The following is a 25,673-nucleotide window of genomic DNA, read 5'->3' as shown; positions in this document are numbered from 1 at the left end:
GAGACAACACAGATGACGAATTCGTCGATTTCCGGGCGCGCTGCCATTGCAGGGCTGGGCGCGACCGAGTTTTCCAAGAATTCCGGGCGCACCGAACTGCGCCTGGCCATGGAAGCGACCCTGGCAGCGCTCGAGGACGCCGGAATTGACCCTGGCGAAGTGGAGGGTTTCAGTTCCTATTCGGTCGATAAGGTACCGGAGTACGAAATTGCCCGCCTGCTGGGCTGCAAAGACGTCAAGTTCTTCTCCCAGGTGCCCCACGGTGGCGGCGCCGCCTGCGGGCCGGTGATGCATGCGGCGATGGCGGTGGCCACCGGGGTGGCCAAGGTGGTGGTGGTCTATCGGGCGATGAACGAACGCTCCTGGTACCGCTTCGGTACCGGCAGCTATGGCTTTGCCTCGACGCCGACCTTCGAGAACGTGAACTACGGCTGGTACATGCCGCACGGCTTTCACACCCCGGCGGCCTGGGTCGGCATGTTTGCCCAGCGCTACATGCACACCTACGGTGCTACCTCCGAGGACTTTGGCCGGGTGGCGGTGGCAGTGCGCGATTTTGCCGCCACCAACCCCCAGGCATTTTTCTACGGCAAGCCCATCACCCTTGAAGAACACCAGGCCTCGCGCTGGATCTGCGAGCCGTTGCACCTGCTGGACTGTTGCCAGGAGTCCGATGGCGCGGTGGCCATGGTAATCACCTCGGCCGAGCGGGCCAGAGACCTCAAGCAAAAGCCCGTGATCATCAAGGCCGGCTCCCAGGGCATCAGCGCGGGGCAACAAGTGATGACCTCCTACTACCGCGACAACATCACCGGGCTGCCGGAAATGGGTGTGGTCGCCAAAGAGCTCTACAGCCAGTCGGGCCTGGGCCCGGAGGCGTTGCAGACTGCCGTGATCTACGACCACTTCACGCCATTCGTACTGCCGCAACTGGAAGAATTCGGCTTTGCAAGGCGCGGTGAAGCCAAGGAATTCATCCGTGCCGGGCACCACGCCCGTGGCGGCAAACTGCCAATCAACACCCACGGCGGGCAGTTGGGCGAAGCCTACATCCACGGCATGAATGGCATCGCCGAAGCCGTGCGCCAGGTTCGGGGTACGGCGGCCAACCAGGTGGACAGTGTCGAAAACGTGTTGGTGACCGCCGGAACCGGCGTGCCTACCAGCGGCCTGATTCTCGGCGCGGTATAAGGAGCGTCCCATGTTCGTCGATCTCACCCCCGAACAGCATGCCCTGAGGCTAAAGGTCCGGGACTATTTCCAGAACCTGATGACCCCCGAGCTTCGCCAGCAGATGCGCGGCACCGAAGGCGGCGAGCTGTTTCGCCGCACCATCGCCCAGATTGGCCGTGACGGCTGGCTGGCGGTTGGCTGGCCGAAGGCCTATGGCGGCCAGGGTTACGCGGCCACCGAGCAATTGATCTTCTTCGAAGAAGCCAACATCGCTGGCGCACCGCTGCCGTTCGTGACCATCAGCACCGTTGGCCCGGCCCTCATGGCCCACGGCTCGGCGCTGCAAAAAGAAAAATTCCTGCCCGGTATCGCCGCCGGCGAGATCAACTTTGCCATCGGCTACTCCGAAGCCAGTGCCGGCAGCGACCTGGCCGTGCTGAAAACCACCGCGCGCGAAGACGCCGACGGCTTTTTGGTCAACGGCAGCAAACTGTGGACCTCGGGCGCCGACTCGGCCGACTACATCTGGTTGGCGGCACGTACCGACCCGGAGCAGGCGCGGCACAAGGGCATCTCGATCCTGATTCTCGATACCCAGGCCGAAGGCTTCTCCAGTACGCTGATTCCAACCTCCGGCAACCCCACGGCCGCCACGTATTACGATAACGTGCGGGTGCCGAGGGATATGCTGGTGGGCGAACTGCACGGTGGCTGGAAACTCATCACCGCACAGCTCAACCACGAGCGCCTGGGCCTGGGTGCCTGGTCGGACAAGGTCGTCAGCCTGTTCAGCCGGGTGTACCTGTGGGCACGTTGTGCCGATGAGCAAGGCCAGCGTGCTACCGACCACGCCTGGGTGCGCCGCGATCTGGCCGAGTGTTATGCCCGGCTCGAAGCCATGCGCCTGATCAACTTCCGTATTGCCGCCGACCTTGAGCGGGACCGCGTCGATGTCGCGCTGGCCTCGACCACCAAGGTCTACGGCTCGGAATCGGCGATCGAGATCCTGCGCAAGCTGTCGGCCATCGTCGGTGCCAGCGGCTTGACGCGGGCGGGCTCTGCGGCGGCTTATCTGCTCGGCGAGCTGGAGTATGAAGTGCGCGCCTCGGTGAACCTGACCTTCGGCGGTGGTACCAATGAAATCCAGCGCGAGTTGATTGCCCAGTTCGGCCTGGGCATGCCGCGCACGCAACGCTGAGTCACCGTTGTACCCTTGAAGCGAATAACAATAACGTCCCTTTCAGGTGAACGAATGAGCGCAATCGAGCAGTTCAGGCAAGCGACGCGCCAATGGCTGGAGGCCAATTGCCCGCCATCGCTGCGCACGCCCACCCCCGACGGCGAAATCGTCTGGGGTGGCCGTCAAGTAGACTTTCCCAGCGAAGACGCCCGGCTCTGGTTCGAGCGTATGCGTGACAAAGGCTGGTTCTGCCCGCAATGGCCCAGCGAATACGGCGGGGGCGGGTTGAGCGCCGAGTACAACGCGGTGCTGGAAAGCGAGCTGCGCCGGCTAAAGTGTCGGCCCGCGCAGATCAACCTGGGTATCTGGATGCTTGGCCCGGTGCTGTTGGAGTTCGGTAGCGAAGCGCAGAAACAGGCGCTGCTGCCACCGATGTGTCGTGGTGAGGTGCGCTGGTGCCAAGGCTTCTCCGAACCCAATGCTGGTTCCGACCTCGCCAGCCTGAAAACCTCGGCGGTGGCCGATGGCGATGACTTCGTGATCAACGGCACCAAGATCTGGACTTCCTATGGCGACAAGTCCGACTGGATGTACGCCTTGGTGCGCACTGATCCGAAAGCGCCCAAGCACCAGGGGATCAGCCTGATCGTGCTGGACATGAAAAGCCCTGGGGTGAGTGTTTCACCGATTGACCTGATCAGCGGCAAATCGGCTTTCTGCCAGGTATTCTTCGATAACGTGCGCGTTCCGCAAAGCCAGTTGATCGGGCCGCTCAACGGTGGCTGGAACCTGGGCAAGAGCCTGCTGCAGCACGAGCGCAAGGCCATGTCCAAGTTCGGCGAGTTCAGCCTGCCCACGCACTTTCACCTGCTGCCGTTGATCGAACGCTACCTGCCCGACAGCCAGGCGCCTGACGACCAGGCCCTGCGTGCTCGGGCCCAGGCCTGCGCGATGAATGAACAGGCCTACAACCTCACCGTGCAGCGCATGGGCGAGGAGGCCCGGGCTGGCCTGGATATCAGCGCGATCATGGCCATCATGAAACTGGTGCATACCGAGCAGGAACGCGACAAGTTCGAGATTCTCCTCGATGCCCTTGGCTACCGCGCGCTGGGCGTTGAAGGCGAGCCGTTCAGCGGCCAGGAACTGGCGATTACCCGAGGCTGGCTCAACAGCTATGCCCTGACCATTTCCGGCGGTTCGTCGGAGGTGCAGTTGAATGTCATCGCCAAGCGGGTCTTGAACCTGCCCAGTGCTTGAGGGGAGTGTGAACATGAGTCTGGTGTATAGCGAAGAGCAACGCCTGTTGGCCGACAGCGCCCGCGAATTTCTCGCGGCGCGCAGCCCGGTGGCGGCGCAGCGGCGCCTGCGCGACGAGGCAAGCGTGCCAGGGTATGACCCGCAGCTGTGGCAAGAAGCCGTGGGTCTGGGCTGGAGTGGCATTCCATTTCCCGAGGCGTTGGGCGGGCTTGAATTCGGCTGCATGGGCCTGGGGCCGATTTTCGAGGCCATGGGCAGAAACCTCTCGGCTTCACCCTTGTTGTCCAGTGTGGTACTCGGTGGCTCGCTGATCCATCTGGCTGGCGGCGCGGCGCAACACGACCAGTGGCTGACGGCGGTGATCAGTGGCGAGCGGCGCCTGGCCCTGGCACTGGATGAAAAACCGCGCCATGCCCCTGAGCACACGGCACTGACGGCGACGGCCGAGGCTGGTGGTTATCGTCTGGATGGCGAGAAATTCTTCGTCATCGATGGCCTGGGCGCCGATGCCTACCTGGTAGCGGCGCGCACCAGTGGCCGCGCGGGTGAGAAGCAGGGCATCAGTGCATTCCTGATCCCGGCGAACACCCCGGGCTTGCAGGTCAGCGCATTGACGCTGATCGACTCGCGCAATTGCGCGCGGCTGCGTCTGAGTGCCGTGCAAGTGGGCAGCGAAGCTTTGCTCGGTACGCTCGGTGGGGCTTGGTCGGTGCTGGACGAGGCGCTGGACCGGGGACGTGCTTGCCTGGCCGCCGAGTTGCTCGGCGCTGCCGAGCAACTGTTTGCCATGACCCTGGAATACCTCAAGACCCGCGTGCAGTTCGATGTCCCCATCGGTTCGTTCCAGGCCCTGCAACATCGGGCCGCGCGCTTGCATGTGGAGTTGCAGCTGGCCCGCAGCGCGGTGATGGCGGCGTTGGCCGCACTCGATGACAACGCGTTGAGCGCGGCCGAGCGCGGGCGGCTGGTGAGCCTGGGCAAATGGAAGGCCGGCGAGGTGGCCGCCCAGGTCAGCAATGAGGCGGTACAGATGCACGGTGGCATCGGTGTCACCGATGAGCTGGACGTCGGCCTTTACCTCAAGCGGATTCGCGTGGCCCAGGCGTGCCTGGGTGACAGTGACTTCCAGTGCGCGCGCTACGCCGCTTTCGCGTCTTTGGAGAGCTAAGAACATGAAGCTGGAACAGTGGCGCAACGCCTGGCAGCAATTGATTGGCCCTGGTTCGCCGTTCGAGGTGGTGTCTTCGCCCAACGACGGCCTGCGGTATTTTCGCCATGCACCTGCGAACTTGCTCGAAGCCATCGATGCGGGCCGTGCGCACGGTGACCGTGAGTTTCTGGTGTGGGAGCAGCAACGGCTGACGTTCGCCGGCTTTTTCGATCAGGTCGACCGCCTGGCTGCGCAACTGGCGCAGCGCTTCGGGGTAAAGCAGGGTGATCGAGTGGCCATTGCCATGCGCAATCAGCCTGCCTGGCTGGTGGCCTTTGTCGCGGTGCAGCGTTGTGGCGCGGTGTGCGTGCCGTTGAACAGCTGGGGCCTGCGTGACGAATTGTTCCATGGCCTGCAAGACAGCGGTGCGCAGGTGCTGGTCTGTGACGAACAACGCCTGCAATTGCTGACCAGCGATCTGCTCGCACAGCGACTGGTCAGCATTGTGGTTGGCATGCCGGCGGGGCAAGCATTATCGGCCAACTGCCAGCGTTTCGAAGATCTGATCCAGGGGCCGCTGCTGGCGCTGCCGGCCATCGAGATCAATCCGGCTGACCCGGCGCTTATCCTCTATACCTCTGGCACCACCAGCCGGGCCAAGGGCGTGCTGTCCAGCCATCGGGCCATTTGCCAGGCACTGGCCGCGCTGGAGTTCCAGTCGGCGTTCTGCGCCGTGAGTTCGCCCGAGCGTATCCAGGCGGTAATCGCCAGCGGCTTGGCGCCGACCAACCTGATGGCGGTGCCGCTGTTCCATGTCAGTGGCCTGCACGCCCAGTTTTTGCTGGGGCTGCGCAGCGGCCGGCGCTTGTTGCTGATGTACAAATGGGACGTGGACAAAGCCTTCGACCTGATTCGCGACGAGCGCTGCACCCAGTTCAACGGCGCACCGGTAATGATGCAGCAATTGCTTGGCTCGCCGCGGTTTGCCAGCACCGACAGCGACAGCCTGTACGGCCTCGGCCTGGGCGGGGCGGTGGCTTCCAGCCGGCTGCTGGCGCACATCAGCAAGCGCAAGCCCCATGCGATTGGCGGCAGTGGCTATGGCTTGACCGAAAGCAACGGCATCGGTGCCGCGGTGGGCGGCGATCAGTTCGTCTACAAGCCCGACTCGGTGGGCTGGCCGCTGCCGATCGTAGATGTATGCATCGGCCCGGACCCGTACTCACCGCTACCCGCGGGGCGCAGCGGTTTGATCTGGCTACGTTCGACGACCCTGATGAGCGCCTACTGGCTGTTGCCCGAAGCCAGTGCCGAGACCTTGCGCGACGGTTGGCTCGACACCGGTGATATTGGCCATCTGGACGACGAGGGCTTTCTGTACATCACCGACCGTGCCAAGGACCTGATCAACCGGGCGGGCGAGAAGATATCCGCCAGTGAAGTGGAGTCGTGTATCTGCGAAATGCCTGGCGTGACCGAGGCGGCCGCCTTTGCCCTGGACGATGAGGAACTGGGCGAGCGCCTGGCCCTGGTATTGCGCAGCGAACTGCAGCCAGCGCCTACCCCGGAGCAAGTGTGCGCCTTTATCGGCCAGCGCCTGGCGGCCTACAAGGTGCCAGCCGAGGTACACCTGCGCCGCGATCCGCTGCCGCGTAATGCGTCGGGCAAGGTGATCAAGGCGCAACTGAAGGAATCATTGGTCGGCGCCTGACTGATTAGTCTTTCCGGACGATGTACTCCCCCGCAGATCAGGAACAATGGAGGTACCCCAGTAGTCCTGGTCTGCGAAGGAGCCAACCGATGAAAATAACAACAAAAGGCGTGATGTTCGTAGCTGCAGTGGCCGCCAATGTCGGCCTGCAAGGCAACGCACTTGCGCAAGTGTCGCCTGAAGAGGCTGCCAAACTCGGCAAGGAACTGACCTGTGTCGGTGCCGAGAAAGCCGGTAATGCCGAGGGTACCATTCCGCCCTACACCGGCAAGTACCTTGGCGAAGTGCCGGGCTGGAACCATGTGAAGTTCTCTGGCGATCAACCGGTCGACCCTTACGCCAACGAAAAGCCCATCCTGGTGATCACCGCGCAGAACATGGGCCAGTACGAGAGCCATTTGACCGAAGGCCAGAAGGCCCTGCTCAAGCGCTATCCCACCACCTACAAAATGAACATCTACCCGGGCCATCGGGACTTTCGTTACCCGGACTACGTCTGCGAGCGGGCGATGAAGAACGCCTTGAGCGCCAAGCTGGTCGACGACGGCATGGGCATCGAGGGGATTGGCCAAGTCCCGTTCCCGATTCCGAAAAACGGCATGGAACTGCTGTGGAATCACCAGTTGCCGGCACGGGCCTACACCGAAGAAAAGGTCAGCGACCTGGCTTCGGTGTTGCCAAACGGCAGCATCGGCTGGGGCCGCGCCTATGCGCGCAACCTCTCGCAAGCCAACTCACCGACCGTCGAGCCAAAAACCGAAGGCCAGATACAAGCCATGAGCTGGAACACCACCTTGAAGCCGGTGCGCGACAACGGTGTGGTGAGTATTTCGCAAGAGCCCTATAACTTCCTCGCCAACCCTCGCCAGGCCTGGAGCTACAGCCCGTCTACCCGGCGTGTGCGGCAACTGCCTGGCTACGGGTACGATCAGCCGATGATCGGCACCAACGGGACCATGACGGTTGACGAAGACCGTCTTTACAACGGTTCGCCCGAGCGCTTCAACTGGACGCTGATCGGCAAGCGCGAAGTCTACGTGCCGGCCAACGCCTTCAAACCCAATACCGGTGACATCAAGTACGCCGACATGCTTACCCCCAACCACCCCAACCCCGACTACATGCGCTACGAGCTGCGCCGTGTGTGGGTGCTTGAGGCCAAGCTGAAAGAAGGCTACCGCCATGTATACGGCAAGCGTGTGCTGTTTATTGACGAAGACACCTGGAACGCGGTGGTTTCGGACAACTATGACAGCCGTGGTGCGTTGTGGAAGCACGCGATGATCAACTACTACTACCACCCGGACATGAGCGCCTGGCAGGCCGGTTCGCAGTTCTTCATGGACCTGAACTCGGGCCAGTACACCGGCTACGCCATGACCAACGAATCGAAGAAAGGACCGATTCTCAACGAAGCCAAATTCACCCCGGACATGTACACCGCCGATGCGGCGAGGGCGATGGGGCGGTAACGACAAAGCCAAAAAAACCCCAGGTAGAACCTGGGGTTTTTTTGGCTTCAGGCTTCTCGCCCAGCGCGATTGCCGGCGGCGATGGCGCCTTCGATGTAACCCAGGCTCTGACAGTCACCAATGCTGACGACCTTCAACCCGGCACTGCTCAGTGCATCGCTCAGGCGGGTATCAGGCGTCGCACCACTGGCCAGCACCATCGAATCACCGCGCACCTCGGCAGCTTCACCTTCGGCTGTCTGATAGCGCTCGCGGTTACCGTCGATGGCGGTAACGCTCACCCCGGTCAGCAGCTGCCCACCGTGCACACGGATGCCATGCAGCACCCGCCAACGCCGCACAATCGCCAGTTCCCGGCCCAGGTGGCCGCTGTTTTCCAGCACACACACCTGACGCCCACGTGCAATCAGGAACTCCGCCAGTTCCAGCCCCACCAGCCCACCGCCGACAATGATCACGCGTTTGCCCAGGGGCATCCACACGCGTGACAGCTTTTGCATGGCGTCGGTGCTGTCGGTGACGCCGATCAGGTTGCCGGCCTTCATCAGGGTGCGTTGCGTCAGCGACAGCTTGCGCCGGGCGATCTCTTCGGCACGGTCGCCGGTCATCAGCCGGCGCAGTTCATCACCACTCCAGACATGATCCTGCTCGGCGCCTGGGATGCCCGGTGCGGCGCGCTGTGCGCCGGTGGCCACAATCACTTGATCGACGCCCAGGTCGCGCAGCAAGGCTGCATCCACCGTACTGCCCATGCGTACATCGATGGGCAGTTGCCGCACCTGGTACAGCAGGTTGTCGAGCAGGCGTCCGTTTTCGGGGTAGGCGAGGGCAGCAAAGAACAGGGTGCCGCCCAGGCGGTCACTGCGCTCGAGCAGCGTCACGCGATGGCCGCGCAAGGCCGCCACGCGCGCGGCTTCCAGGCCCGCCGGGCCACCGCCGATCACCGCCACATGTTGCGGGGCTGCAACCGGAGTGATGACGCGCTCGCTTTCATGCCCGGTTTGCGGGTTGACCGCGCATTTGACCCGCTCGTTGATAAAGATCTGGCTGACACACACGTAGCAGTAAATGCACGGTCGAATGGCCTGCAGCTCACCGGCCTGCAGTTTGTTGGGCAATTGTGGGTCGGCCAGCAACTTGCGGCCCATGGCGATGAAATCACACTGGCCGGCGGCAATCGCGGCGTCGCCGGTTTCTGGTTCGATACGCCCGACGGCAATCACCGGAATGCTTACGCATTGCTTGATGGCCGCTGTCCATTGGAGAAAAGCCCCGGGCTTTTGCACCAGCGGCGCTTCGGTAAAGGCCACGCCGCTACTGGTCATGGCGTAGGCCGAGACACTGACTGCATCGGCGCCGGCGCCCTCAGCCAGGCGAGCAACCGCCTTGGCATCGTCGAGGGTGATGCCACCGGGGGTCAGCAGTTCTTCGGCATCCAGCCGCAGCCAGACGCCAAAGCCGGTGCCAACCCGCGCGCGTATGGCGGCCAGGACCTCAAGCAGCAAGCGCGCACGGTTTTCCACTGTGCCACCGTATGCGTCTTCACGGCGGTTGTAATACGGCGATAAAAAGCCGGCGATGATGTAGTTGTGCGCGGCATGGATTTCCACACCGTCGAACCCGGCGCGATGTGCACGCTCGGCAGCGGCTGCGAACCATTCGACCATCTGTGCGATGTCGTCCTGGTCCATCACCCGCATCTCGATCCTGCCTTTGCGACCGCGTACGGCGCTGACAAAGGAGGCGAGTTCTTCCGGGGTCAAGACCTGCATCATGTCGGAGGTACTGGCCGGGGGCAACGACGGCACCCACAGTGGCCGGCCCGCAGCCATGTCCCGTATGGCGTTCTTGCCGGCGTGCTGCAGCTGCATGGCGATCTTTGTACCGTGCCTGTGCACGCGTTCAGCCAGTTGGGCAAGGCCCGGGATGAATTCATCAGAAGAGACACCGACCTGGTACGGCTCGGCGGTACCGGCCGGGAAGGCGACGGCGCACACCCCCATGATCAATAGCCCGGCACCGCCTTCGGCACGTGCTTCGTAGTAGGCCTGGATACGTTCGCCACAGTGCCCGTCGGATTCGGCGAAGTTGGAGCCCATGGGCGCCATGATGATGCGATTACGCAGTTGAAGGGGGCCGATGCGGCCAGGCGCAAGCAAGTGGGAGAGTTTTGTCATTGTTATGTCAGCCCTTGGTAGAAGCCAGTCGATACGACAGCGGCCAGGTTGCTGCTGTCGCAAGGTACGTTGCGTACGACGACTAGGCTTGGCGCAGGAACTCGAGGCAGGAACGGTTGAACAACTCACGGTGCTCCACCTGAACCCAATGTCCACAGCGATTGAGCAGAATAAAGCGGGCGTCAGGGGCGTTGTCGAGCACTTTCATCGCGCCACCGACCGGGTTGAAGTTGTCGTTGGTGCCCCAGAACCCCAGAATCGGTACCTGCAGCTCCTCGAGGCGCTCGGTCATGTTCGGCACCATCATGGTCGAGAACAGGCAGTGCGGCTGGTATTTGGCCACGGCAACGCGTTCGGCCAGCAGGCTGTCGGGCAGTTGCGAGGCATCGAACAGCTGCAGGCTCATGATCTGGCGCATTTTGTCGATGTCGAGCGGGCCGGCATTGAACAGCTCGACCATGCGCTGAATACCGATCTTCTTGAAGTAGGTTTCGCGCTCTTCGACACCGCCCGGGGCCATCAGGATCAGCTTGTCGAGCAATTGCGGTTCGGCCAGCCCCAGGCCAATGGCGATGGCGCCACCCAGGGAATTGCCGAGCAGGGTACAACGTTGCACTTCAAGGGCCTTGAGCAAGCCGGACACGGCGTTGACGAAGAAATCCAGGTTGTACTGGACGTTGTCGGGCTTGTCCGAACGGCCGAAACCGGGCAGGTCGATCACCAGGTTACGAAAGCCGGCCGCAACGAAGTCGGGGTAGTTGCCCTTGAAGTTGCTGTAGCCACTGGCGCCCGGGCCACTGCCATGCAACCACACCACGACGGGGCCGCTCCCTTCGTCGAGGTAATGCAGGCGCAGGCCGTTGTCGAGGGTGACGAAGTGGCCGATAGGCAACGGTAGGTCTTGTTCTGACATCTTCGAATCTCCATTGATCAGGCAGTTACGGCATTTTCAGGGGTGGCAGTCGGTGCAGCCGATCGCTGCAGTTGGGCGCGGTAGCGGGGCAGGGCCATGCCCAGGAATACGGTCGAGAGCATCAGCATCGAAATGGAGGCGGCCAGGGCGTAGCGCAGCGCTTCGGTGCCGAGGGACGGGGCGAGCAGATCGCTGAGTACGCCGATCAACAGCGGGCCAACGCCGACACCCAGCAGGGTCATGGCCATGACGAAGATTGAAGTTGCCTGGGCCAGGCGCGCAGCCGGGAACAAATGTGTGACGGCGCCCAGGCACGGGGTCGCCCACCAGGTACCAAAGAAGGCAAAGCCTGCATAGAAGAGGAATGCGGTCGGCACCGGGGTGCTGCCCAGATGGAACAGAATGCCGGTTGGCCAAAGGAAGTACGCCAATGCGAACGGGATACTGACCAGGGTGGCTAGCAGCGGGACGCCGATCTGCCAGCCGGCATCACGGCGAGCCATGCGGTCGGAGATTATGCCGCAGGCCAGAGTGCCGAAGGTGGCACCGCTGCCGCCCACTACGCCGACCAGAAAACCTGCATCCTGCAGGTTCAAACCGTGGGAGCGGATCAGGAAACTCGGGCTCCAGGTGCCAATCGCATAGCCGGCGATGGCGCTGGACGCGCCGGTCAGCACCAGCCAAAGGAACGATGGGGTTTCCATCAGCTTGGCCACCGTCTTCGCCCAGCCTTCTTGAATGACTTCGACCTTGGTCTGCACTTCGCTGGCAATTTTCGGCGCACGGACCGTGAGCCACAGCAGCAGCCCCAGCAGGATGCCCGGTAGACCAATGATCACAAACGCCGAGCGCCAGCCATAATGCTGGGCGATCCAGCCACCAAAACCGAGGCCGAATATGGCGCCGAAGCTTGAGCCAAGCATCAGGATGGACAGCGCAGTGGAGCGATTTTTTGCTGGGTAAAGCTGCGAAATCATCGCCACCGAAGGCGCCGTGCCGCCCGCTTCACCAACGGCTACGCCGATCCGCGCCAACACCAGCAGCCAGAAGCTGGTGGCCAGGCCACAGGCCATGGTCATCACACTCCAGGCAATGCAGCAGGCGGCGATAACCGGTTTCGGCCCGATACGGTCGGAAAGCCGGCCCAGGGGGAAGCCGAACAGGGTATAGAACACCGCAAATGTCACCCCCGAGAGCAGGCCGATGCCCGTGTCGGAAATGCCGAACTCCGCCTTGACCGGCTCGATCAGGATCGCCATCAACTGCCGGTCGATGTAGTTGAAGATGTAAATCACGGCCAGCACGAACAGTGCGTAGTGGCTACGCCAGGTAACGCGGTTGGAAGAGTTCACGACGGGTGCTCCCGGTTTTGTTCTAGTGAGCAGGAGCGTGGCGCCGATCACGCTCGGGCACATCGTCCATTCAGACCACTTGCTTGCGGCACAGCGGGCAAGCGCGGCTGCGTAGTCTTATCGGACGATGTTGCGGTTTTGTACAGGGTTAATGATTTGTCCCGTGCTCGATCATCCAGCGCGTTGTGCCGGTGATCGGGGAAGCCAAGGCTTGCGGGAGATCAACGATGAAGTTAGCGAACAAAGTGGCCCTGATCACGGGCGCCGGGCAAGGCATGGGGCGGGCGATTGCCCAGCGCTTTGCCGAGGCCGGCGCGCGGGTGGTGGCGGTCGACATCAACCTGCAGGCTGCCGAGCAGACGATCGAAGGGCTCGGTGAGCACGCCCTGGCGCTGGCGTGCAACGTCGCCGACAGCGACTCGGTGGCGGCGGCGATGCACAGGCTGGAAGCCCGTTTCGGCGCCCTCGACATCCTGGTGAATAACGCCGGTGTCGGTTCAGTCGACAGCTTTGTCGACACCCCGGACGCGCATTGGCAGCGGGTCATTGGGGTCAACCTCACGGGCACCTTCCTGTGCAGCCGTGAAGCGGTGCGGCTGATGCAAAAGCACGCCATTCAGGGCGTGGTGATCAATATTTCCAGCACCGCCGCGATGACTGGCGAAGGCCCAAGCCATTACTGCGCGGCCAAAGCCGGCGTCATGGGGCTGACCCGCAGCATGGCGCGGGAGCTGGCCGCCAGCGGCATCCGCGTCAACACCTTGGTGCCCGGCCCGACCAACACACCGATGATGGCCGACATCCCCGATGAGTGGCTGCAGGGCATGCTCAAGGCAATCCCCTTAGGCCGTATGGGCGAGGTCGATGAGATCGCCCGCGCCGCCGTGTTTCTGGCCAGTTCCGACGCCAGCTTCATCACCGGTCAGAACCTCGCCGTCAACGGCGGCATGGCCTTCATTTGAACCGGGAGCAGGCAATGAGCACACGACTTCAAGGCAAGATCGCCTTCATTACCGGCGCCAGCTCCGGGATTGGTGCCGCCACCGCCCGACGCTTTGCCCAGGAGGGCGCCACCGTGGTGCTCTGCGGGCGTAATCAGGCGCCATTGGAAGCTGTGGCCAGCACCATTCGCGAAGCAGGTGGCAAGGCCCATTGGCAGGTCGTCGATGTCAGCGACGAGCAAGCCTTTGTCGGCGCAATCGAGGCCGCAGCGCAGCAGCATGGCCGCCTGGACATCCTGGTCAACAACGCCATGGCCTACACCTGGGGTGCCATCGACAGCACCAGCACGGGCGACTGGCACGCCAACTTCCGCACCACCGTGGACGGCACGTTCTGGGGCACGCGCACGGCCATGGCGCTGATGAAAGCCCAAGGCGGCGGCGCCATCGTCAACATCGCCTCGATCTGCGGGTTGTTTGGTACGCCCTGGATGGCCGGCTACTCGGCAGCCAAGGCCGCAGTGATCAACTTCAGCCGAGCTGCAGCCAGCGAAGGGGCGGCCAACAGGATTCGCTGCAACGTGGTGGTCCCGGGCGTCATCGAAACCCCGGCAACCGCGGGCATGCTGGCCGACGCCAAGGCCCGTGGCAACACCGAGAAACTGATCCCGCTGCGCCGTATCGGCCAGGCGCAGGAGGTAGCCAACGCGATTCTGTTCCTGGCAAGCGACGAAGCGTCCTATATCACCGGCGCGTGTGTGCCGGTGGATGGCGGGCGCAGCTCGGAACTCTACACGGTGCTGGAGTGATGAGCATGGAACCGAACACGTTGTTGGCACGCATCGACCGGCTTGAGTCGATTGAGGAAATTCGTCAATTGGCGGCCAAGTACTCGCTGTCGCTGGACATGCGCGACCTCGATGCCCATGTCAATCTGTTTGCCGAAGACATCCGCGTTGGCCGCGAAAAGACTGGCCGTGCGCATCTGAAAGCGTGGGTCGATGCCACCTTGCGCGATCAGTTCAGCGGTACCTCGCATCACCTGGGCCAGCACATCATCGAACTGCTTGACGCCGACAATGCTGTTGGCGTGGTGTATTCCAAGAACGAGCATGAGACCGGCCCCGAGTGGGTGACCATGCAAATGCTTTATTGGGATGACTACCAGCGCATCGATGGCCGCTGGTACTTCCGTCGCCGCCTGCCGTGCTACTGGTACGCCAGCGACCTCAACAAGCCGCCTATCGGCGAGCGAAAGATGCGCTGGCCAGGGCGTGAACCCTATGCCGGCAGCTTCCACGACCTGTTCCCGTCGTGGGCCGAGTTCTGGGCCCGGCGCCCGGACAAGGAGCAACTGCCTGATGTTGCCCCGGCCGCGCCCCTTGAGCACTTTCTAGCCACCCTGCGACGCGGTGCTGCGGCACCGAAGATTCGTGTGCGCTGAGGACTCGCGATGAGCATATTGTTTGAACCCCTGCGCCTGGGTGAGCTGGAGCTGAGCAACCGCATTGTCATGGCGCCGATGACCCGCAGCCGCGCCAGCGTACAGGCCGTGCCGACAGCTGAAATGGTCGACTATTACCGCCAGCGCGCCAGTGCCGGGCTGATCATTGCCGAAGGCACCGCACCGTCAGCCGAGGGGCTGGGCTATTGCCGCACACCGGCCATTTACGACAGCGCGCAGATCGAGGGTTGGCGCCAGATCACCCGCGCGGTGAGCAATGCCGGCGGGCGCATGGTGTTGCAGTTGATGCACGTGGGCCGCGCCGCCAGTTGGCAAAACAAACCGGCGGGGGCACGGACCGTCGCCCCATCGGCGATACGCGCCCGCACCCAGGTGTTCTGCGATGGGGCCGGCCTGGTCGATACCGATGAGCCTCAGGCGTTGAGCCTTGAGGACATTGACCGCGTGATCGAGCAATACCGGCGCGCAGCCCTGAACGCCCGCGAAGCCGGCTTCGAAGGGGTCGAGCTGCATTGCACCAGTGGTTACCTGCCGATGCAGTTCATGGCGTCCGGCAGCAACCAGCGCAGTGATGGCTATGGTGGCGCAGCAGCCAACCGTGTGCGTTTCCCGGCCCAGGTGTTGGCCGCGATGGCGGCGGCAATCGGCTCGGGGCGCGTAGGTTTTCGCTTGTGCCCGGGTAACCCTTACAACGACATCAGCGACGCTGACCCGGCCGGCACTGCACAAGCCTTGTGTGAGCAAGTCGAGCCGCTTGGCCTGGCTTACCTGCACATCATGCGCTCGCCGCTGGCCACACTGGATGCCTTTGCCTTGGCGCGCAGCCATAGCAGCAGCGGGTTGATCCTCAATGACGGTTTCGACGGGCCTTCGGCCGCTGCGGCAATAGAAGCTGGGCAGGGCGCCGCAGTGTCGTTCGCCCGCCACTTTATCGGCAACCCGGACCTGGTCGAACGCCTGCGTGCCGGCCTGCCTCTAGCCGGTTTCGACCGCAAGACACTCTATACGAAAGGATCGCCTGGCTATTCGGATTATCCGACCCACGCCCAGGCGACTGCATGAACAGCCGGTTTTATCGGAGGTAGGGATGAACAATTTCAATAACAACGCAAGCCTGCTGTCCAGTGTTGATCGCGGGGTTGTGCCCCGCGAACAAACCCAGGCCATCCTTGATCGCCGGGCCGAAGCTGCCGCGCGGATCAAACCTGCGGATCGCTATACCCTGGCGGATCGCCTCGAAGAACAGGCGCAACGCCACGGCGAGCGGCCTTTCGTCATTTATGGCGATCAGCGCTTGAGCTACGCCCAGGTCAACGCCCGGGCCGACCAACTGGCTCACGTATTTCATTCCCGTGGCCTGCGCCCCGGCGATGTCTGCGCGCTGGCCATGGAGAACCGCCCGGCGTTTTTCTGCTGCTGGTTTGGCCTGGTCAAGCTCGGTGTGGTGGTGGGCTTCGTCAATACCCAGGTCAGTGGCCGGCCGCTGGTGCACGCGCTGGAGGCAATCGACGCCAAAGCGATGCTCGTCGGCGAGGAAGTGCTGGGCAACGTTCTGGCAACCGAAGGCCTGCCGCCGCTGCCGCTGTTGCTGGTCGAAGAAGCCGAGCAAGCGTGGGCCGGGGCAATGCCTGCACAGGTTGACACCGGCCTGGCCGAAGCATTGGCCAATGCCCCGTGCACGCCATTCCCGCGTGACCTGCGTGCCGACCTGCGCGCCGAGTCGCCGAGCCTGCTGATCTTTACCTCGGGCACCACCGGTTTGCCGAAAGCCGCGCGTTACAGCCATATGCGCTGGATGTCGACGGGCGACATCATGGAAGTCACTCTGCAGACCACGCCCGGCGATGTGTTCTATTGCTGCCTGCCGCTGTACCACGGCGCAGCGGCCACTTCAGTGACGTCAACCGCGCTGAAAACAGGTGCGGCGATCGTGGTGCGGCGCAAGTTCAGCGTCCGCGAATTCTGGAAGGACGTGCGCGAGCACCGCATCAGCGTGTTCCAGTACATCGGCGAGATCTGCCGCTACCTGCTCAACCAGCCCAAGGCGGCCGGCGAACGCGACCATGGCCTGCGCTGCATGCTCGGCGCCGGGTTGACGCGCGAGACCTGGCAGAACTGGGTGCAGCGTTTCGGGCCGATCCAGGTGTTCGAGGGCTGGGGTTCTACCGAGTCCAATACCAACGTGGTCAACGTCGACAACTATGTGGGCGCCTGCGGGCGCATACCGTTCTGGGACAAGAGCAACCTGCGCCTGGTGCGCTATGACGTTGAAACCGACAGCCATCCACGCGACGAGCACGGTTTTTACCAGCTCTGCGAAGTGGGTGAAGTGGGTGAAGCCCTGGGCTTGATCATCGACCACCCGCAGATCGGCGGCGGCCGCTTCGAGGGTTACACCTCGGCCGAGGCAACCGACAGCAAGATCCGCCGCAATGTCTTGCGCCCAGGGGATGCCTATTGGAGTTCGGGCGACCTGCTGCGTTATGACGAAGACGGCTACCTGTACTTCATCGACCGCATCGGTGACACCTTTCGCTGGAAGAGCGAGAACGTCTCCACCCTGGAGGTGGCGGCTGCGCTGGGGGATTTTGCCGGGCTCGAGCTGATCAACATCTACGGTGTGCAGGTGCCCGGGCAAGAGGGGCGCGCCGGCATGGCGGCGGTGCTGATGCAGCCTGGCCAGCCATTTGACCCTGAAGCGTTCTATGCGCTGACCGAGGTGCGTTTGCCACGCTATGCGGCGCCGGTGTTCGTGCGGGTGTCAGCGGCGGCTGACCTGACCAGCACCTTCAAATTGCGCAAGGTCGACCTGCAGCGCCAGGGCTACGCGCCGACGGCGTTCAGCGACCCGCTGTTCATCCGTGACGAAAGCAGCCGCAGCTATGTGCCGTACAGCACCCACGTGCTAAGGCGCATTGGCCTGGCCGCTTTTGCGGGTGACGTCAGTGAGTAGCCTGGATGCCCAGGGGCACGAATGGCGCGCAGGCCTGCGCTTCCCCTGGCCGCAGCCACCAGCCAATGGCGAGGTTCAGCAGGTTGCCGAAGGGCTGTTGTGGCTGCGCATGCCGCTGCCGTTCGGGCTTGACCACATCAACCTGTACCTGCTGCGCCACGGCGAGGGCTGGGTGGCGGTCGATACCGGGCTCAACAACACGCAGACCCGCGACATCTGGGAAGCGCTGTTTGTGACGGTGTTGGGTGGTTTGCCGCTGCTGGCGGTGATCTGCACGCACTTTCACTCGGACCATGTCGGGGTGCTCGGCTGGTTGACCGAGCGCTTCCGCTGCCCGGTGTTCATGAGCGCCAGTGAATATCAGGCGATGCACCAGCTGCGCGCGCCAGGTGACACCAGCACTAGCTGGGCGTTTTACCAGCATTACCAGCGCGCAGGCTTCAACCAGGAACAGACCGCAGCATTGTTCCCGTTGCTGGGCTCCGCGCACTTTCGGCCAGAGGTGCCCACCAGTTTCCGGCGCCTGAGTGAAGGCACACAACTGGTGATAGGCGGGCGCCGTTGGCAGGTCCTGATCGGCCGCGGCCATTCGCCCGAACATGCCTGCCTGTACTGCGCCGAGGACGGCCTGTTGATTTCCGGTGACCAGGTGCTGCCGCGCATCACCTCCAGTGTCTGCGTGCAGGTCACCGAGCCCGATGCCGACCCATTGCGCGACTGGCTGGATTCGGTCGAGCGCTTGCGGGAGGTGCCCGATAGCGTGCTGGTGCTACCGGCGCATGAACGGCCGTTTTACAACCTGCATCTGCGCCTTGATCAACTGCGCGCGCACCACCTGGGGCACTTGCAGCAACTGTTGGCCGCCTGCACCGCGCCGCGCAGTGCCGTGGAGCTGATGGCCGAGCTGTTTCCGAAGGTGAAGGGGCGCTTCGATGAATTGATGGCGATTGGCGAGACCCTGGCGCATGTCAATTACCTGATTGCGCAGGGGCAACTGGTGCGTGAAGAAACAGCCGGCGTGTTCCGCTACGGGCGCACGCCCGAGGGTGTCAACGTTCAGTCGGTGCTAGGGCAGCTGTGAGTGGGCTGAGGCTAACGAGTGGTGTTCTTGCACTTTTGCGCGACCGTCAGGTCGTTAATCGGAGAGGCAGTGTGACTAATAAAAACAACAAATATGGTGCTGGCCCAGCTGTATCGGGTTTCGAATTATCGGGTCTGGTGGTGGCAACCGCATTGGTTTGCACACCCGCATGGTCTGGTGAAACGATCGAGTTCGACAACGGCACGACAATCGACTGGACGGTGACCACCAGCTACGGCCTGGGGGTTCGCCTGTCGAACCCGTCAAGCAAACTGTTGACACCCAACGCCGATGATGGCGATCGCAACTTCGACAAGGGCAGCCTGGTGACCAACCGGATCGGCGCCCTGGCCGAGATGATCGTGCGCAAGGACAACTACGGCGGGGTGCTGCGCGCCAGTACCTTCTACGATGATGTTTACCATCGTTCCAACGACAACGACTCACCGGGCACGGTCAACAAGGCTGGCGACCATAACGAGTTCACCAGCGACACCAAATATTACAGCGGCGGGCGCAGCAAGTTCCTCGATGCTTATGTGTTCAGCGGCTGGCGCTTTGACAATGGTTCGATGCTCGATGTGAAGGCCGGGCGCCATATCGAGTCGTGGGGCGAAAGCTTGTTCTACCCCGGCGTCAGTGGTGTACAGAACCCGTCCGATGCGGTCAAGGCCGCGCAGCCCGGGGTCGAGGTCAAGGAAGTGCTGTTGCCGGTCGGCCAGGTGTCGGCGTCGTATCGCTTGAACCCGCAGTGGACCTTGGGCGCTTACGTGCAATACGAATGGATGGGCACGGAATTGCCGCCGGTGGGCAGCTACCTGTCCACCAGCGATGTGGTCGGGCCAGGACGAGAATTTCTCATCGGGGCCAATGGTACGCGCATCAACTACCAGGGCACCGATGAACCGCGTGACAGCGGTCAGTGGGGGGCTCAGATACGCTTTCGACCCGTGCCCGCCCTGGAACTGTCATTGTTTCATGTCAATTATCATGACAAGAACCCAGCCACTGCCCTGGTGGGTTACCGGGCCGTCCCGGCCGGGCCAGGCGTGTTCTTCGGCACGCCAGATGGCTACCGCATTACCTACTTTGAAGACATTAAGCTGACCGGGATCAGTGCCTCGACCAAAATCGGCGAGACCCAGATCGGTGGCGAGTGGTCGTATCGCGACGGTGCTCCAGTGATGGTCAACACCGGCCTTGGCCCCACGCCTGCGCGTGGCAAGGGCCAGCAAATGCAATTGTCGGCGATCCGTATTCTGGGTGACCGGCCTTGGGCGAGCCAGACCTCGCTTACCGCCGAGATCGTGCATGTGCGTGTCGACAGCGTGGACGAAGCCTCGGCCGCGCCGAACCTGCTGGGTTTAGGCAACAGCCTGATTCCGTCCATGCGGCCGCTGGTGCAACCGTCCGACGACTACACCTACAAGACCTCGACTGGCTGGCGCAGCAAGACTGCCAGTGCCTACACCCTGGGTGCGTCTTTCAGCTACCCGGGCGTGTTCGAAGGCTGGGACCTGGAAGTGCCGGTGAACTTCTCCAACGTGTTCAGTGGTGCCACGCCGATGGCCGGGACCATCTCCGGGTTGCAGGGTGATCGCCGGTTGAGCCTGGGCGCCACCTTCAAGTACCTGGGCAACCTGGAAGTCGCCCTGCGGGTTACCGGCTACCTGGGCGACGCTGACCCGGTCAAGCGCCTGCTGGCAGACCGCGACTACGGTACATTCTCGGTCAAATACAGCTTCTGATTAGCGCGCCGGCGTCAGGTTTGAGTCAACCCTGACGCTGGCCGCTGTTCTAGTCAAAATGGACGATCACTCGCCACGGCACCTGTGGCATGGTCGCAAGACAAAAACCTCAAGCACACAGCCTTCGAGTGGGGGATACATGGGTCTTAAAGGTCATGCGGCGATTGTCGGCGCCGCGCAATACAAACCCGAGAAGTACGCCACAGCGCCGCGAATGTTCCATCTTGAGCAAGTGGCCGACCTGGCAGCGCAGGCGCTGCACGACGCCGGCTTGCGTGCCGACGACCTCGATGGCCTGGTGATCAATGGCCCGCACTTCCACGAAGCTTCGGTGTTCGTGCCGGCCATGGCCGCTGAATACCTGGGTTTGTCTGTTAATTTCGCCGAAGTGGTCGACCTTGGTGGTTGTACCGCAGTGGGTATGGTCTGGCGCGCGGCCGCGGCGATCGAGCTGGGCCTGTGCCAGGCGGTGCTGTGTGTGATGCCGGCGCGCCTGGCGCCGATGGGCCCCGACGAAGATCCCGGGGCAATGGCCCGCGCCATGCGTTACGGCGGTCACAGTACCGCCTTTGGCGCGCCAGAGGCGGAGTTCGATCTGCCTTACGGCCACATGGGCCAGAACACCGGCTACGCCATGATCGCCCAGCGCTACGCCGCGCAGTACGGTTACGACCCGGTGGCCATGGCCAAGATTGCCGTTGATCAACGTACCAATGCCTTGGCCAACCCCCAGGCGATGTTCCATGGCCAGCCGTTGACGATCGAGCAGGTGCTGGCGAGCAAGCGTGTGGCTGATCCTTTGCACGTACTCGAGATTGTCATGCCGGTGGCCGGTGGCGCGGCATTGATCATTGCCTCCAAAGAAGTGGCCGCACGTGCACGCAAGCGCCCGGCATTCATCACAGGCTTCGGTGAGCACCTGGCGTTCAAGTCACCTTCGTATGCCCAGAACATGCTCAACACCCCGATTGGGCCTGCTTCGCGCCGCGCCTTCGAGATGGCCAGGCTCAAACCGGGCGATGTCGATGCGGCGCAGATCTATGACTGTTACACCATTACCGCGTTGCTGACCCTGGAGGACGCCGGCTTCTGTGCCAAGGGTGAGGGCATGCAGTTTGTTCGCGAGCATGACCTGACCTGGCGCGGCGATTTCCCCATGAACACCCACGGTGGCCAGTTGAGTTTCGGCCAGGCCGGCGCTGCCGGGGGCATGTCACAGGTGATCGAGGCTGTCACGCAGATCACCGGTGAGGCGGGGGAGCGCCAGCTTGAACGCTGCGACGCTGTCTACGTGTCCGGCACCGGTGGCGTGATGAGTGAGCAGGCCGCGTTGATACTTCAGGGAGCATGACCCGCATGTCGAACAATAAGCCAATGCCGGTGCCGACTGAAATTTCCGCGCCGTTCTGGGAAGGCCTGAAGGCACAGCGCCTGTTGATACAACAGTGTAATGCTTGTGAACACTGGGTCTTCTACCCGCGCAGGCACTGCCCGCAGTGCCTGGCCCATGACCTGAGCTGGCGCGAAGTCAGTGGTAGCGCCACCCTGTACAGCTTCACCGTGGCACGCATTGCCACGTTGCCGGATTTTGCCGATGAGATGCCACAAAAGCTGGCCGTCATCGAACTGGACGAAGGCGTGCGAATCAACACCACCCTGGTGGGGCTTGAAGAGGATCAGATCCGCATCGGCATGCGGCTCAAACCGGTGTTTGCCGAAGTCGACGCCAAGGGTACGCGTTTACTGCGCTTTACCGGTCCGGACCAGGACAGCACGGCGCTACAGCGCTACAACGGCGTGCCTCAGGCGCAACCGCCGGAGCAGGGTGAAGCAGCATCTGTGCGCTTGGTCGCCATGGATGATGAGGTGGCACTGCAGAGCCTGGTCAATGAAACCTTCAGCCCCTGGAGCAACCAGATTGTCATCGATCAGGCACTGATCGATGCCTTCGCCGCGCTGTCGGGTGATGACTACTGGATTCACACCGATCCGCAGCGTGCACGCAAGGACAGCCCGTTTGGCGGCACCATTGCCCACGGCGCGCTGGTACAGGTGTTGCAGTCGCGGCTCAAGCTGGCGCTGGGTTATGAGATCACCGGTTTCAGCACCATGGTCAACTACGGCTCCGACCGCCTGCGCTTCCCGGCGCCGGTGCCGGCGGGCTCGCGGGTTCATGCACGGGCCAGGGTCAAGCAGGTGGCGCGGGTCAAGCGCGGCACCCAGTTGACCCTGGAGGTGAATACCCACGTCGTCGGCAGTGATCGGCCCTCGGTCATCAACGACCTGGTAATCCTGTACATGTAACCCCTCCGAAGGCGCGAGATTGCCCTGCGATGCGATGCGTTGTGCCTGCGCATCACTGTCGCGGGGCAAGCCTGTTTCCACCGCCTGCATTTCAGTACTCCCGATAGATCAACTGCTTAGTCTCAACGGACGATGAGCACCAGGCCTGCCCTCAGCACAATGAAGACCAACAACGGTCCAGTCATTGAGGAGCAGGGCATGATGGATATCCGGGGGCTGAGCTACTTTGTCGCTCAAATCGAAAACCTCAGTCAGTGGCAACGTTATGCCGAAGACGTGCTGGGCATGATGGTGGTGCCCGCGCCCAGTGGCGGACTGTACGTGAAGATGGACGATCGGCCGTTTCGCATGCTCATCGTCGAAGGCGCCAAGGCAGGGTACCTGGCCTCAGGCTGGGAGCTGGCCAGCGAGCGGGCATTCAACGCCGCATTGCAGGCACTGGAGCAAAACGGTGTGCGCTGGCAAGCAGGTTCTGCCGCCGAGATCGAGCAGCGTGGCGTACAGGCACTGGTGATTGTCCTGGACCCCTCCGGCAACCGCCACGAGTTGAGCTGGGGGCACCGTTCCGATTGCCTGCCGTTCATTTCGCCGCAAGGCGTACCGGGTTTTGTCACCGGCGACATGGGCCTGGGCCATACCGTGCTGCCGGCCCCGGACTTTGACGCGACCCTGGCCTTCGTCAAGGACGTGCTGGGCTTCGAGCTGTCGGACATCTTCAACTTTCGCCCCGACCCGGCAGCACCGCCAATCCGCATTCACTTCCTGCATTGCCGCAACAGCCGCCATCACTCGCTGGCGCTGGCGGAGTACGCGGTGCCTTCAGGCTGCGTGCACGTGATGGTGGAAGTGGGTTCGATGACTGAAGTGGGCCGCGCCCATGACCGGCGCCTGGCCCATCACGTGCCGCTGTCGGCGACCCTCGGTCAGCACCTCAATGACCGGATGACCTCGTTTTACATGAAGACCCCGTCCGGCTTCGACCTGGAGTACGGCTACGGCGGCCTGCAAGTGGACTGGGCTGAGCACTCGGCCTTCGAATTTACCCGGGTAAGCCTGTGGGGGCATGACTTTTCCGTCGGCCAACAGCAAGGAGATGTGCAATGAACAAGCAAATGACGGCGGCCGATGCCGTGGCGCACCTGCGCGATGGCATGACCATCGGCTTCGGCGGCTGGGGGCCACGGCGCAAGCCGATGGCGGTTGTGCGCGAGATTCTGCGGTCCCCCGTCAAGGACCTGACCGTGGTCGCCTACGGTGGCCCGGAAGTGGGCATGCTGTGTGCGGAGGGCAAGGTCAAGAAGCTGGTGTTCGGCTTTGCCACCCTCGATGCCATTCCGCTGGAACCCTATTACCGCAAAGCCCGCGAAGCCGGTGGGCTGGAGTTGCTAGAGGTGGATGAAGGCATGTTCCAGTGGGGCCTGCGTGCAGCGGCCATGCGTTTGCCGTTTCTACCGACCCGCTGCGGCCTGGCCACCGATGTCACACGGTTGAACCCTGAACTTAAAACCATCCAGTCGCCGTATGACGACGGTGAAGTGCTGCTGGCCATGCCCGCCCTGAACCTGGACGTGGCGTTTGTCCACGTCAACGTCGCCGACCGCCTGGGCAACACCCTGGTGACCGGCCCAGACCCGTATTTCGACCACCTGTTCGCTCGCGCGGCCCAGCAGTGCTTCGTGTCTTGCGAGCAATTGCACGAACGACTGGAACTGACCACCGAACAGGCACGCTGCAACACCTTTGAGCGGTACCTGGTCAGTGGCGTGATCCATGCACCGTTCGGCGCCCACCCGACCGCCTGCCAGCCCGAGTATGGCTGGGACCTGAGCCACCTCAAACGCTATGCCGCCAGTGCCGGTGAAGAGGGCGGCTGGCAGGCCTATGTTGCGCAGTATGTGGCGGCCGGTGAGCGGGCTTATCAAGAGCAGAACGGCGGTGCCGAACGCATGGGCTCCCTGGCCCTGCCAGTATTCTGAGGAGGATGAAAATGTCGACTACCTGTGAATTCACCCTCGCGGAACTGATGATTGTCGCGGCCAGCGAAGCCTGGCGTGACAACGGCGAGCTGATCGCCTCGGGCCTGGGCGTGATCCCGCGCCTGGGCGCCAGCCTGGCCAAACTCAGCCACAGCCCGCAACTGCTGATGACCGACAGCGAGGCCTACCTGGTCGAAGAACCGATCCCGTTGGGGCCGCGTGGCGATCATGTGCCCAAATATTCGGGCTCGCTGACCTTCGAACGGGTGTTCGAGTGCGTCTGGGGTGGCCGCCGTCACGCCATGATCGGCCCGACGCAGATCGACCGCTGGGGCCAGAGCAACCTTTCTTGCGTGGGCGATTACCACAAGCCCAAGGCCGCAATGCTGGGTGTGCGCGGCTTGCCCGGCAACAGCATCAATCACATCAACTCGTTCTTTGTACCCAACCATAACACCCGCGTGTTCGTCAGCGGCGAAGTGGACATGGTCTCCGGTGTCGGTTTCAAGGCCGACCGCTGGCCAAAAGGCGTACGTCGCGACCTGATGGACATCCGCCTGATCATCACCGACTTGTGTGTGATGGATTTCGACGGCCCGGACCGCGCGGTGCAGGTGCGCAGCCTGCACCCGGGGGTGAGCTTTGAGCAGGTGCAGGAAAACACCGGTTTCCCGCTGCTCAAGTCAGCGTCGCTGAAAGAAACCGTACACCCGACGCCTGAGCAACTGGCGCTCATCCGTCGGCTCGACCCCCATGATCTGCGCAGTTCGGCGATCAAGGGCAACCCGGCTGGCATACGCCTGGCGTAAGGCGAGGG

At 62.8% G+C, this 25,673-nt stretch carries 21 protein-coding genes; 18 read left to right on the top strand and 3 right to left on the bottom strand.

What is annotated here, in order from left to right:
* The first annotated feature begins 12 nt into the window (after positions 1-12).
* From LU684_RS03135 to LU684_RS03110, 6 genes are all read left to right on the top strand, one after another.
* Positions 13-1,191: a lipid-transfer protein gene (locus LU684_RS03135; RefSeq protein ID WP_016486828.1), complete on the top strand. Its 1,179-nt coding sequence runs from the start codon at positions 13-15 to the stop codon at positions 1,189-1,191.
* 10 nt (positions 1,192-1,201) lie between these two features.
* The gene (locus LU684_RS03130; RefSeq protein WP_016486829.1) at positions 1,202-2,371 is read left to right on the top strand and encodes an acyl-CoA dehydrogenase family protein; all 1,170 of its coding nucleotides are present in this window, start codon (positions 1,202-1,204) and stop codon (positions 2,369-2,371) included.
* A 54-nt stretch (positions 2,372-2,425) separates the two neighbouring features.
* Positions 2,426-3,613: an acyl-CoA dehydrogenase family protein gene (locus LU684_RS03125; RefSeq protein ID WP_016486830.1), complete on the top strand. Its 1,188-nt coding sequence runs from the start codon at positions 2,426-2,428 to the stop codon at positions 3,611-3,613.
* Between the two features lie 13 nt (positions 3,614-3,626).
* Positions 3,627-4,781, top strand: a complete 1,155-nt coding sequence (locus tag LU684_RS03120) for an acyl-CoA dehydrogenase family protein (protein ID WP_016486831.1) — start codon at positions 3,627-3,629, stop codon at positions 4,779-4,781.
* A 4-nt stretch (positions 4,782-4,785) separates the two neighbouring features.
* Positions 4,786-6,474 (top strand): class I adenylate-forming enzyme family protein, encoded by a 1,689-nt coding sequence (locus tag LU684_RS03115; RefSeq protein WP_232894133.1) that lies wholly within the window; start codon positions 4,786-4,788, stop codon positions 6,472-6,474.
* Positions 6,475-6,563: 89 nt separating this feature from the next.
* Entirely contained in the window at positions 6,564-7,946 is a 1,383-nt protein-coding gene (locus tag LU684_RS03110; protein ID WP_024717894.1) for a DUF1329 domain-containing protein, read from the top strand.
* Positions 7,947-7,993: 47 nt separating this feature from the next.
* On the opposite strand, the gene LU684_RS03105 is transcribed toward LU684_RS03110, so the two are convergent.
* The 3 genes from LU684_RS03105 to LU684_RS03095 all read right to left on the bottom strand — a co-directional run bounded on the left by LU684_RS03105 (position 7,994) and on the right by LU684_RS03095 (position 12,388).
* Positions 7,994-10,123 (bottom strand): oxidoreductase, encoded by a 2,130-nt coding sequence (locus LU684_RS03105; protein WP_232894132.1) that lies wholly within the window; start codon positions 10,121-10,123, stop codon positions 7,994-7,996.
* 82 nt (positions 10,124-10,205) lie between these two features.
* Positions 10,206-11,036 carry an alpha/beta fold hydrolase gene (locus LU684_RS03100; protein ID WP_232894131.1) on the bottom strand — a complete coding sequence of 277 codons (831 nt, stop codon included), beginning with the start codon at positions 11,034-11,036 and terminating at the stop codon, positions 10,206-10,208.
* 17 nt (positions 11,037-11,053) lie between these two features.
* Positions 11,054-12,388 carry a spinster family MFS transporter gene (locus tag LU684_RS03095; RefSeq protein WP_016486836.1) on the bottom strand — a complete coding sequence of 445 codons (1,335 nt, stop codon included), beginning with the start codon at positions 12,386-12,388 and terminating at the stop codon, positions 11,054-11,056.
* Positions 12,389-12,615: 227 nt separating this feature from the next.
* Between LU684_RS03095 and LU684_RS03090 the strand changes: the two genes are divergently transcribed.
* From LU684_RS03090 to LU684_RS03035, 12 genes are all read left to right on the top strand, one after another.
* Complete coding sequence (locus LU684_RS03090) at positions 12,616-13,350, top strand: SDR family NAD(P)-dependent oxidoreductase (protein ID WP_016486837.1); 735 nt, start codon at positions 12,616-12,618, stop codon at positions 13,348-13,350.
* A 14-nt stretch (positions 13,351-13,364) separates the two neighbouring features.
* Positions 13,365-14,138 (top strand): SDR family NAD(P)-dependent oxidoreductase, encoded by a 774-nt coding sequence (locus LU684_RS03085; protein WP_016486838.1) that lies wholly within the window; start codon positions 13,365-13,367, stop codon positions 14,136-14,138.
* A 5-nt stretch (positions 14,139-14,143) separates the two neighbouring features.
* Positions 14,144-14,773, top strand: a complete 630-nt coding sequence (locus LU684_RS03080) for a nuclear transport factor 2 family protein (RefSeq protein ID WP_016486839.1) — start codon at positions 14,144-14,146, stop codon at positions 14,771-14,773.
* 9 nt (positions 14,774-14,782) lie between these two features.
* On the top strand, positions 14,783-15,856 hold the full coding sequence (locus LU684_RS03075) for an alkene reductase (RefSeq protein WP_016486840.1): 1,074 nt from the start codon (positions 14,783-14,785) through the stop codon (positions 15,854-15,856).
* A gap of 25 nt (positions 15,857-15,881) precedes the next feature.
* Positions 15,882-17,747, top strand: coding sequence for a long-chain-acyl-CoA synthetase (locus tag LU684_RS03070; protein ID WP_016486841.1), 1,866 nt, complete (start codon positions 15,882-15,884; stop codon positions 17,745-17,747).
* Positions 17,740-18,828 carry an MBL fold metallo-hydrolase gene (locus LU684_RS03065; protein WP_016486842.1) on the top strand — a complete coding sequence of 363 codons (1,089 nt, stop codon included), beginning with the start codon at positions 17,740-17,742 and terminating at the stop codon, positions 18,826-18,828. The genes LU684_RS03070 and LU684_RS03065 overlap by 8 nt, the downstream gene beginning before the upstream one ends.
* A gap of 71 nt (positions 18,829-18,899) precedes the next feature.
* Positions 18,900-20,576, top strand: a complete 1,677-nt coding sequence (locus LU684_RS03060) for a DUF1302 domain-containing protein (protein WP_016486843.1) — start codon at positions 18,900-18,902, stop codon at positions 20,574-20,576.
* A gap of 139 nt (positions 20,577-20,715) precedes the next feature.
* A complete protein-coding gene (locus LU684_RS03055; protein WP_024717891.1) occupies positions 20,716-21,927 on the top strand; it encodes a thiolase family protein in 1,212 nt (403 codons plus the stop codon).
* 5 nt (positions 21,928-21,932) lie between these two features.
* A complete protein-coding gene (locus LU684_RS03050) occupies positions 21,933-22,880 on the top strand; it encodes a bifunctional OB-fold nucleic acid binding domain-containing protein/MaoC family dehydratase (RefSeq protein WP_095115429.1) in 948 nt (315 codons plus the stop codon).
* A 198-nt stretch (positions 22,881-23,078) separates the two neighbouring features.
* Positions 23,079-23,984: a VOC family protein gene (locus LU684_RS03045; protein WP_232894130.1), complete on the top strand. Its 906-nt coding sequence runs from the start codon at positions 23,079-23,081 to the stop codon at positions 23,982-23,984.
* The gene (locus tag LU684_RS03040) at positions 23,981-24,856 is read left to right on the top strand and encodes a CoA transferase subunit A (protein WP_016486847.1); all 876 of its coding nucleotides are present in this window, start codon (positions 23,981-23,983) and stop codon (positions 24,854-24,856) included. The genes LU684_RS03045 and LU684_RS03040 overlap by 4 nt, the downstream gene beginning before the upstream one ends.
* Positions 24,857-24,867: 11 nt before the next feature.
* Positions 24,868-25,665 (top strand): acyl CoA--acetate/3-ketoacid CoA transferase subunit beta, encoded by a 798-nt coding sequence (locus LU684_RS03035; protein WP_016486848.1) that lies wholly within the window; start codon positions 24,868-24,870, stop codon positions 25,663-25,665.
* Positions 25,666-25,673: the final 8 nt, after the last annotated feature.

It is taken from the genome of Pseudomonas sp. NMI542_15 (genome assembly GCF_021283425.1).
GTDB lineage: Bacteria > Pseudomonadota > Gammaproteobacteria > Pseudomonadales > Pseudomonadaceae > Aquipseudomonas > Aquipseudomonas fortuita.
Note: the sequence above shows the minus strand (reverse complement) of the source record. Positions and strands in the feature narration are given on the sequence as shown.

Bases quoted from the DNA above. Each gene is read 5' to 3' on its own strand.
- LU684_RS03135 (WP_016486828.1), top strand. From the start codon at position 13: ATGACGAATTCGTCGATTTCCGGGCGCGCTGCCATTGCAGGGCTGGGC.
- LU684_RS03130 (WP_016486829.1), top strand. From the start codon at position 1,202: ATGTTCGTCGATCTCACCCCCGAACAGCATGCCCTGAGGCTAAAGGTC.
- LU684_RS03125 (WP_016486830.1), top strand. From the start codon at position 2,426: ATGAGCGCAATCGAGCAGTTCAGGCAAGCGACGCGCCAATGGCTGGAG.
- LU684_RS03120 (WP_016486831.1), top strand. From the start codon at position 3,627: ATGAGTCTGGTGTATAGCGAAGAGCAACGCCTGTTGGCCGACAGCGCC.
- LU684_RS03115 (WP_232894133.1), top strand. From the start codon at position 4,786: ATGAAGCTGGAACAGTGGCGCAACGCCTGGCAGCAATTGATTGGCCCT.
- LU684_RS03110 (WP_024717894.1), top strand. From the start codon at position 6,564: ATGAAAATAACAACAAAAGGCGTGATGTTCGTAGCTGCAGTGGCCGCC.
- LU684_RS03105 (WP_232894132.1), bottom strand. From the start codon at position 10,123: ATGACAAAACTCTCCCACTTGCTTGCGCCTGGCCGCATCGGCCCCCTT.
- LU684_RS03100 (WP_232894131.1), bottom strand. From the start codon at position 11,036: ATGTCAGAACAAGACCTACCGTTGCCTATCGGCCACTTCGTCACCCTC.
- LU684_RS03090 (WP_016486837.1), top strand. From the start codon at position 12,616: ATGAAGTTAGCGAACAAAGTGGCCCTGATCACGGGCGCCGGGCAAGGC.
- LU684_RS03085 (WP_016486838.1), top strand. From the start codon at position 13,365: ATGAGCACACGACTTCAAGGCAAGATCGCCTTCATTACCGGCGCCAGC.
- LU684_RS03080 (WP_016486839.1), top strand. From the start codon at position 14,144: ATGGAACCGAACACGTTGTTGGCACGCATCGACCGGCTTGAGTCGATT.
- LU684_RS03075 (WP_016486840.1), top strand. From the start codon at position 14,783: ATGAGCATATTGTTTGAACCCCTGCGCCTGGGTGAGCTGGAGCTGAGC.
- LU684_RS03070 (WP_016486841.1), top strand. From the start codon at position 15,882: ATGAACAATTTCAATAACAACGCAAGCCTGCTGTCCAGTGTTGATCGC.
- LU684_RS03055 (WP_024717891.1), top strand. From the start codon at position 20,716: ATGGGTCTTAAAGGTCATGCGGCGATTGTCGGCGCCGCGCAATACAAA.
- LU684_RS03050 (WP_095115429.1), top strand. From the start codon at position 21,933: ATGTCGAACAATAAGCCAATGCCGGTGCCGACTGAAATTTCCGCGCCG.
- LU684_RS03045 (WP_232894130.1), top strand. From the start codon at position 23,079: ATGATGGATATCCGGGGGCTGAGCTACTTTGTCGCTCAAATCGAAAAC.
- LU684_RS03040 (WP_016486847.1), top strand. From the start codon at position 23,981: ATGAACAAGCAAATGACGGCGGCCGATGCCGTGGCGCACCTGCGCGAT.
- LU684_RS03035 (WP_016486848.1), top strand. From the start codon at position 24,868: ATGTCGACTACCTGTGAATTCACCCTCGCGGAACTGATGATTGTCGCG.